Annotated in this window: 1 pseudogene; it reads right to left on the bottom strand. The window is 56.5% G+C overall.

Going from position 1 to position 930, the window contains the following annotated elements:
* Positions 1-830 (bottom strand): annotated as a pseudogene (locus RCCGE510_RS32645) (ATP-dependent helicase); the annotation flags it as partial.
* Positions 831-930 lie beyond the last annotated feature (100 nt).

Below are 930 nucleotides of genomic sequence, written 5' to 3'. Positions count from 1 at the left end.
ATCCGAACCGGCCTCATCATATCAGGGGGTATATCGACCTCTGGATCTTCGTCGTCTGACTTCACCCAATAGCCGTTGCGAGGATCAATATAAAAGCCGAACTCCGTCTGTTTTGCTCGCCGTTTCAGCCCTTTATTGATCCGACTGATCTCTGCACTGTTGGCGTATTGCAGGCTGAGAATGGAGGTGTCGTCACAACGGAAGTCGGCCTTGGTTATCTGGAGGCGACCGTCCCGTCTCGGCCAAGCGAACACAGTCTGAATCTCAAATCCCTGCCTGACGCGCTCTTCATCATTTGCCGTGATTCGCTCGGCCGGTGCGGCTTCGACATTATCGATGCGTAGCGTTCTCTTCACCGCATCCTTTTCCACGATCGGAGTATTACAGGCATGGCAGCGCTCGACCTCGCCGTCATGACAGGCGCCACAATTCGAGCAGATGGAAACATCTCGTGTAGCGAGTTCCGCCCCATCTCCCGTCCGGACTTCTGGCGGTAGCTTCGCCTTCATGACCCGGTAGGCGCGTCCTTCGTGATAAATCAGGCTGCGTGGCCCAAATTCCGAAATGGCAAGGAAGCGAGCGCGCTGGAGGAATGAACCAGCTTTGCCTTCGCCAGGGATAAAGGCGTAGAGCGGCAGGCGCGGGAAATTGTAGCCCGGCAGGAAGCCTTCGGTTGCGAGATAGCGATAGGAATAAAAGTCTGAGCCGTTCGAGGCTTTGCCCTGCTCAAGAATGGTGATCTGGTCGCTGGCTTGCATTTGCGCCGCTTTGATACGACGGCGATCCGCGCCGGAAAGGCCCGTAATCTCCGAGCGCTCATTGGCTTCCATCAGCTGTGTCCGGGCCGAATTGTAGAGTTCCCGCCAGCGATCGAAGGCGTCGTCGAAATCCTAGGGTGCACGTTGCGCCACCGCGGAAACAAAATCATCG

Origin of the sequence: Rhizobium sp. CCGE 510 (assembly GCF_000292525.1) — a bacterium.
Lineage (GTDB): Bacteria > Pseudomonadota > Alphaproteobacteria > Rhizobiales > Rhizobiaceae > Rhizobium.
This window is presented reverse-complemented; position numbering and strand designations above follow the sequence as displayed.